Origin of the sequence: Archangium sp., from assembly GCF_036388035.1 — a bacterium.
Lineage (GTDB): Bacteria > Myxococcota > Myxococcia > Myxococcales > Myxococcaceae > Archangium.
Window position 1 is genome coordinate 1 of sequence record NZ_DASVSO010000288.1, and the last position, 6,993, is coordinate 6,993.

5 protein-coding genes and 1 pseudogene are annotated in these 6,993 nt (G+C 70.4%); all 6 read right to left on the reverse strand.

Annotation, left to right across the window (positions count from 1 at the left end; all coding sequences use genetic code 11):
* The coding region (locus VF697_RS12145; RefSeq protein WP_331094465.1) for an HAD-IC family P-type ATPase at positions 1–2,666 on the reverse strand (2,666 nt) is incomplete at its 3' end.
* A gap of 130 nt (positions 2,667–2,796) precedes the next feature.
* Complete coding sequence (gene nadD / locus VF697_RS12150; protein ID WP_331094467.1) at positions 2,797–3,357, reverse strand: nicotinate (nicotinamide) nucleotide adenylyltransferase; 561 nt, start codon at positions 3,355–3,357, stop codon at positions 2,797–2,799.
* Positions 3,354–4,037: a hypothetical protein gene (locus VF697_RS12155; RefSeq protein WP_331094469.1), complete on the reverse strand. Its 684-nt coding sequence runs from the start codon at positions 4,035–4,037 to the stop codon at positions 3,354–3,356. Before VF697_RS12155 ends, nadD begins: the two co-directional genes overlap by 4 nt.
* Positions 4,034–5,227 carry an exo-beta-N-acetylmuramidase NamZ family protein gene (locus tag VF697_RS12160; RefSeq protein WP_414641275.1) on the reverse strand — a complete coding sequence of 398 codons (1,194 nt, stop codon included), beginning with the start codon at positions 5,225–5,227 and terminating at the stop codon, positions 4,034–4,036. Before VF697_RS12160 ends, VF697_RS12155 begins: the two co-directional genes overlap by 4 nt.
* Positions 5,228–5,279: 52 nt before the next feature.
* Positions 5,280–6,602, reverse strand: coding sequence for an adenylate/guanylate cyclase domain-containing protein (locus VF697_RS12165; RefSeq protein WP_331094470.1), 1,323 nt, complete (start codon positions 6,600–6,602; stop codon positions 5,280–5,282).
* A gap of 60 nt (positions 6,603–6,662) precedes the next feature.
* Positions 6,663–6,993: pseudogene (locus tag VF697_RS12170) on the reverse strand (hypothetical protein); the annotation flags it as partial.

Consider the following 6,993-nt stretch of genomic DNA (forward strand, 5'->3'; position numbering starts at 1 on the left):
CCCAGCGCCTCGAGCGTCAGCGGCGCGGTGCCGAACACGCGCTGCATGAAGGGCAGGTAGATGAAGCCGAGCTGCAGCAGCACCAGCGTCCCGATGCCCAGGTAGACGACGGGGTTGCTGAACAGACCGATGCGCAGGACCGAGTCGAGCAGCGAGCGGCAGTTCAGCAGGTAGAAGATCTGGAACATGATGACCGTGGTGACGGCCATGGTCTGTGCCTCGCGCAGCGCCTCGGCATGGGCCAGGCCGCGCGCTACCTCGGTGTTGTACTCCCAGAGGAAGAGCCCGGTGGCGCCAGCGCACATGAGCGCCGCCACCAGCAGCGTGCGCATCACCACGAAGCGACTGAGCACGGGCGCGTCCGGCGGGCGCGGGTGCCGCTTCATCACGTCCGGCTCGCGGGCCTCGAAGGCCAGGGGCAGCGCGAGCGCTATGGTGGCCACCAGGTTGATCCACAGGAGCTGGCTGGGGAGCATGGCGAGCAGCGGCTCGCGCTCGCCGTCGATCTCGAGGATGGGGAAGAAGGCCACGCCGACGATGAGGATGAGGGCCAGCCCCAGGTTGGTGGGCAGTACGAAGGCAAGCGACTTGATGAGGTTGTCGTAGACGCGCCGCCCCTCCTCCACCGCCGCGGCGATGGAGGCGAAGTTGTCGTCCGTGAGAATGATGTCCGCGGCCTCCTTGGACACGGCGGTGCCGGTGATGCCCATGGCCACGCCGATGTTGGCCTGCTTGAGCGCGGGCGCGTCGTTGACGCCATCCCCCGTCATGGCCACCACGTGCCCCTCCTTCTGGAGGGCGCGCACGAGGCGCAGCTTGTGCTCGGGCGCCACGCGGGCGAACACGTTGGAGGACGTGGCCGCCTCGCGCAGCCGCGCCTCGTCCATGCCGGCCAGCTCCGCGCCCGTCACCACCCGGCCTTCGCCGAGGATGCCGAGCTGCCCGCCGATGGCCTCCGCCGTCTTCCCGTGATCGCCGGTGATCATCTTCACGGTGATGCCCGCCGTGTGACAGGTCTTCACCGCGCTGATGGCCTCCTCGCGCGGCGGATCAATCATCCCCTCGAGTCCCAGGAGCCGGAAGCCGCCAGTCACGTCCTCGGTCCGCAGCGCGTCGTGTGAGGCGGGCACGGACCGGCTCGCCACGGCCAGCACGCGCATGCCACGCGAGGCCAGGCGCTCCACCTGGGCGAGCACCCTGTCGGCGCCAACGCCGTCGCTCGCGTCACAGCGGCGCAGCACCACCTCGGGCGCGCCCTTGAGGAAGATGCTCCGGCCGCCCTGCCCGTCCTCGTGGAGGGTGGCCATGAACTGGTTCTCGGACTCGAAGGGGATGGCGTCCACACGCGCGTGGCGGCGGCGCAGCTCCTCCAAGGACAGGCCCGCCTTCTCGGCGGCGACGAGGAGGGCCCCCTCGGTGGGGTCTCCCGTCAGCTCCCAGGTGCCGTCCTTGGAGCGGACCGAGGCGTCATTGCAGAGCGCACCCGCCACGAGCAGCGCGCGCGCGTCCTCGGGAGGGGCGCTCAGCGGCTGCTCCTCGCGGCGCAGCTCGCCCTGGGGCGCGTAGCCCACGCCCGACACGGTGTAGTCGCCGGAGGGCGTCCACAGCGCCTGCACCGTCATCTCGTTGCGGGTGAGCGTGCCCGTCTTGTCGGAGCAGATGACGGTGGTGCTGCCCAGCGTCTCCACGGCGGGCAGCTTGCGGATGATGGCGCGGCGGGCGGCCATGTACTGCACGCCCACGGCCATGGCGATGGTGACGATGGCGGGCAGGCCCTCGGGGATGGCGGCCACGGCCAGCGTGAGGGCGGCGAGGAGCGACTCGGCCACGCCGTAGCCGCGCACCAGCCCCACGCCCAGCAGCACGGCGGAGATGACGAGGATGGCGATCGTGATGTAGCGGCCGATGACGGCGAGCGCCTTCGTCAGCGGCGTCTGCAGGTCCACCGCCTCGTGCAACAACTGGGAGATGCGGCCGAGCTCGGTGGCGCGCCCCGTGGCCACCACCACCGCCGTCCCCGTGCCGTAGGTGACGTGGGTGCCACCGAAGGCCATGCTCGTGCGGTCTCCGAGGCCCGCGCTGGCGGCGACGGGCTCCACCCGCTTCGTCGAGGGGACGGACTCGCCCGTCAGCGCCGCCTCCTCCACCTGGAGGGTGCGCGCCGAGAGGAGCCGCACGTCCGCGGGCACCTTGTCCCCCGAGGCGAGCAGCACCACGTCCCCGGGCACGAGCGAGGAGGCGGGCACCGTCACCTTCTGTCCCTCGCGCAGCGTGGTGGCGTTCTCCGGCACCATCCGCGTGAGCGCCTCGATGGCCCTGCCCGCGCGGAACTCCTGCACGAAGCCGATGAGGGTGTTGAGCACCACCACCGCCAGGACGATGAGGCCGTCCGTCACCTTCCCCAGGGCGATGGCCAGTCCGGCCGACGCGAGCAGCACCCAGATGAGGGGGTTGTTCACCTGGCGCCAGAGGAGCTTCCAGGCCGACTCGCCGGAGACCTGTTGCAGCACGTTGGGGCCGTGGCGTTCGAGCCGGGCGCGGGCCTCGCTCTCGCTCAGGCCGTCGGGGTGGGTGGCCAGGGCCTCGACCACTGCCTCGGGCGACAGCGCGAACCAGGGCGGGCGCTGGGGAGAGACTGGCGGCGGGTCATTCGTGGGCGAATTCATGGAACGCTCCTCACGGGCAATCTGTAGCCCGCCGCATTCCTTGTCCAAAAGAGAATCTGGCCCCGGACCTTCGAGAAAATCGAAGCGGAGGCACGCCCCCCTCAGGCGAGGGCGCCGGCAAGCGCCCGGCTCACAGCCCGTAGAGGTGGTGCTCGCGGGCGTAGGAGAGCACCGCGCTCGGCACGAGGTCCGAGGGCAGCTCGCCGCGCATCAGTCGATCCCGGATGTCCGTGGAGGAGACGAGCGCCAGCGGCGGCCCCACGACCTCGTCGGCCGGGTAGCCCGCGCGGTACAGCACCACCACGCGAGACATGCGCTGGATGCGGTCGAAGTCCTTCCAGCTCGGCAGGTCCTTGAGGATGTCCGAGCCGAGGATGAGCGTGAAGCGGTGCTCCGGGTAGCGGGCGAGGAGGAACTCCAGCGTGTCCACCGTGCGCCCGTCCTTGCCCACCTCGCTCTCCACCCGCGAGGTCTTCATCCACCCCGTGGCGTCCTGGCACATCAGCTCGCACATGCGCACGCGGTGCTCGAAGGGCGCCGTCACCTTGCCGAAGGGATGGCGGAACGTGGGCATGAACCACACCTCGTCCACGCCCTGGGTGGCGCGCACGTAGTGGGCGGCGAGCAGGTGGCCCACATGGGGCGGGTTGAACGAGCCTCCGAGGAGCGCGACCTGCACGGGGGGCCTCACTTGATGGACAGCTTCGTCTTACGGTCCACCGCCAGCGTCTGCGGCTCCAGCACCGTCTTCCCATCCAGCCGGAAGGCGGAGAAGCGCAGCTCGTTGTCCTCGCGCTCCAGCAGGGCGCACGTCTGCTCCGCCGCCCCCGCCAGCCGGCCGGGGGTGAGGAAGAAGCGCGGGCCGATCTGCACCAGCTTCGGCTCGGACTCCCGGCCGTGGATGAAGATGAGCGCGTTGAGCAGGTCGTCCCGGTTCAGGTCGTTCTTGTCGTGGACGAGGCAGCACAGCGTGTCGCCCACCATGTCCAGCACCTTCCGGGGGATGCTCGGGTCGCGGTACTGGAGCGAGTCCTTCTCCGGGGTGCGCAGGAAGTGCTCCCGGACGAGCAGCGGATCTCCCTCGAGGCTCTTGAGCGCGTCATCCGGGATGGACAGCGAGCGCGGGCGGGGCTTCTGCTCGGTGACGGCCAGCCAGCGCGCCACGTCCTCGATGAAGTCCGAGCCCGAGTACTCGCGGCCTCCCCGACTGCGCTCGCGCCGATCGAGGATCCACTCGTCCAGGTCCGTGTAGCGGCCCCCGAGGAAGATGAAGCGCTGGGCGCCCTTGCCCCGCAACAGCTCATAGGCCGCGTCGAAGGCGGCCAGATCTCCGTGGCTGTCGGCCAGAATCCCGATGACGTCTTGGCTCACGACCCTTGAGCGTACAGCAGGTGACGCTCCCTCCGCTTGGTGAACTCCCGAGCCTGGGCCTCGAAACCCTCCAACAGGCGATCCAGCGGCCAGCCGGCCTCGATCCCCTTGCGCACCTGATCGGTGCCGCAGAGCAGGTCGAAGGCGGGCACGTCCTCGACGAACTCGTAGGCGTCCTCCCGCCAGGCGAACTTCCCCCCCTGCCCCAGCTCGTAGAGGGCCTGGAAGATGGCGATGCCCGTCCGCAGGGGGAGGAAGGCCTTGCGATCCGTGACGTGCATGAAGGCCCCGTTGCACGACTCGCCCTTGTACTTGTCGAAGGTGGGCGTGAAACCCACGGCGCGGAAGGTGACGCCGGGAAGTTTCTCACGTTCCAAGCGAGCGAGAAGCGCGTCCGTGTCCACCCAGGGAGCGCCGAACTGCTCGAAGGGACGGCAGGTGCCGCGGCCCTCGGAGACGTTGGTGCCCTCGCCCTGGCACATGCCCGGGTAGACGAGCGCGGTGTCCGGGGTGGGCATGTTGGGAGACGGCGGGATGAAGGGCAGCCCGGTGTCGGACCAGAAGTGCTCGCGGCGCCACCCCTCCATGGGCACCACCGTGAGGTCGCACCCGAAGCCCTGCTCGTCGTTGAAGAGGCGGGCCAGCTCGCCGGCCGTCATGCCGTGCCGGTTGGGCAGGGGGTAGAGGCCCACGAAGGAGCGGTAGCGGTCACCCACGAGGTTGCCCTCGACGGTGACGCCGTTGAGCGGGTTGGGCCGATCCAGCACGTAGAAGGGCACCTTCGCCTTGCCGGCGGCCTGCATGGCCAGGGCCATGGTGTAGACGTAGGTGTAGTAGCGGCTGCCCACGTCCTGGATGTCGAAGACGAGCGCGTCCAGGCCCTCCAGCCACTCGGGGCGGGGCGAGAGCGACTCGAAGGTGGAGCCGTAGAGGCTGTGCACGGGCACGCCGGTGCGCCGGTCGCGCGCCTCCCCCACGGCCACCATGTACTGGGCCTCGCCACGCACCCCGTGCTCGGGGCCGAAGAGGGCCGCCAGCTTCACCCCGGGCGCCTGGGCCAGCAGGTCCGCCAGGTGGCGGAAGCCCGAGTCCACGCTCGTGGGGTTGACGATGGCCCCCACCCGCTTGCCCTTCAGCGGCGCGAAGCCCTGCTCCACCCAGACATCCAGTCCCGTCTTCACCCGTCTCACCATGTCGTCCCCCTTCACGAGGTCCTCATGTCTTCGAGCTGGCCCGCGCGCCTCAGCGCCCGAGCCGCTCCAGGGCCCGCTGCGCCGCCTTGCGCGAGTTGCACCCGAAGAGCGGCATGCCCGGGTCCTCACCGGGGCCACCGTCCTCGGCCAGATCCTCCAGCTCGCCGCGCGCGGACGCCAACTTGAGGTCTCCCAGCGCATCGGCGGCGCTGGAGCGCACGCGGCACTCCGAGTGCTCCAGCAGCTCGATGAGCCGGTCCTCGGCGTCACCGTGGTCGGCCTTCACCGCGGTGCGGTAGTGGTCCACCGCCCGGCCGAACGAGCCCGTGGCCTCGTCGAGCTGCCCGAGGAGCCAGGCCCGCTTGCCCGCGTTCTTCTCCTCGGAGATGAGCCTGCGGGCCTTCTCCGCCAGGGCGGACTTCTGCTCGGAGGAGGCCGCGGCCACGTCCTCGATGGCGTTCTCCGCGGCGCTATCCCCCAGCACCAGGCCGATGCCGAGCAGCAGCGCCAGCACCCCGACGACCACCGCCAGCGTCCGGGGCTCGAACGGCAGACGCCGCTCCCCCGTCCTCATCGACTGGAAGGCCGAGCGGGTGCGCGCCACGAGCTGCGCGCCCAGGGGGCGGCCACGCGCCAGGAGCTGCCCGCTCACCGTGCGGGTGCGCTCCACGAGCTGCCCGCCCACCGTGGCGGCGACGTTGCCCAGGGCGGCCGCGGTGGCGGCGAAATCCGGACCCGGCGCGAGCGCCGACTCGGGAACGCGCGAGAGGGCCAGGTTGGCGAAGGGGGGTTGGTCCTGCGTGGCCGGGGCCTCGGTCCCGGGCATCAGGTGCACCACGACGGGCGCCTCCACCCGGTAGGGCGCGCGAGGCACGTGGAAGACACGAATCTTCCCGGGGATGCCCTTGAGCTCGAAGGAGCCCACCTCCTGCGAGGGCACCTCGGCCTTGTTCATGGCGAGGTAGACGGCCTCGGTGAAGTACACCTCGCCGGCCTCGGCGATGGACTCCACGCGGGCGGCGATGTTGACGGGCTCGCCGAAGACGTCGTTGGACTCCAGCCGCACCTCGCCCACGTTGATGGCCACGCGCACATCCAGCCGCTCGGCCTCGGGGGCGCCGCGGTTGTACTGCCAGAGCCGGTCCTGGATGGCCATGCCACTGAGGACGGCTTGGGTGGGCGACTCGAAGGTGACGAGGAAGGCGTCGCCGATGGACTTGATGATGCGCCCGCCGAACGCCTTGAAGACGGGGGCGAGGAGGTTGTGGTGCGTCCGCAGCAGACGCTGGTTCTCCTCGAGGGTCTGCCGGCTGGTGCGCTCGGTGAAGCCCTTGATGTCGGTGAAAACGATGGCGAGGTTGGCGGTCTTCAAGGCGGGCGCAGTGTATGCAGTGGCGCAGGGGGCGCAATCGGACAGGGAACGAAAGGTTCCCTACCGACGCGACGGGCGCAGGGGGCGCATCTTCTTCGAGGGAGCGGGGGGCTCGAGGCTGGCCCGCAGCTTACTGGCGAGCTGGGGTCGCCCGGTGCGCTCATAGAGCTCGACCAGCCGGCGGATGACCAGGGCATTGCCTGGCTGCTCGCCCTTCAGGAGGAGCAATTCCTTCTCCGCATCCGCCACCCTGCCCTGCTGCTCGATGACCTGGGCGAGCTGCAAGCGCACCTGCACCCACTCGGGGCGGGAGCGACTGAGGAAGCGGTAGTGGAGCTCGGCCTTGAGGAGGTCGCCCTGGGAGGCCCACAGGCCAGCGAGCCGGAAGCGG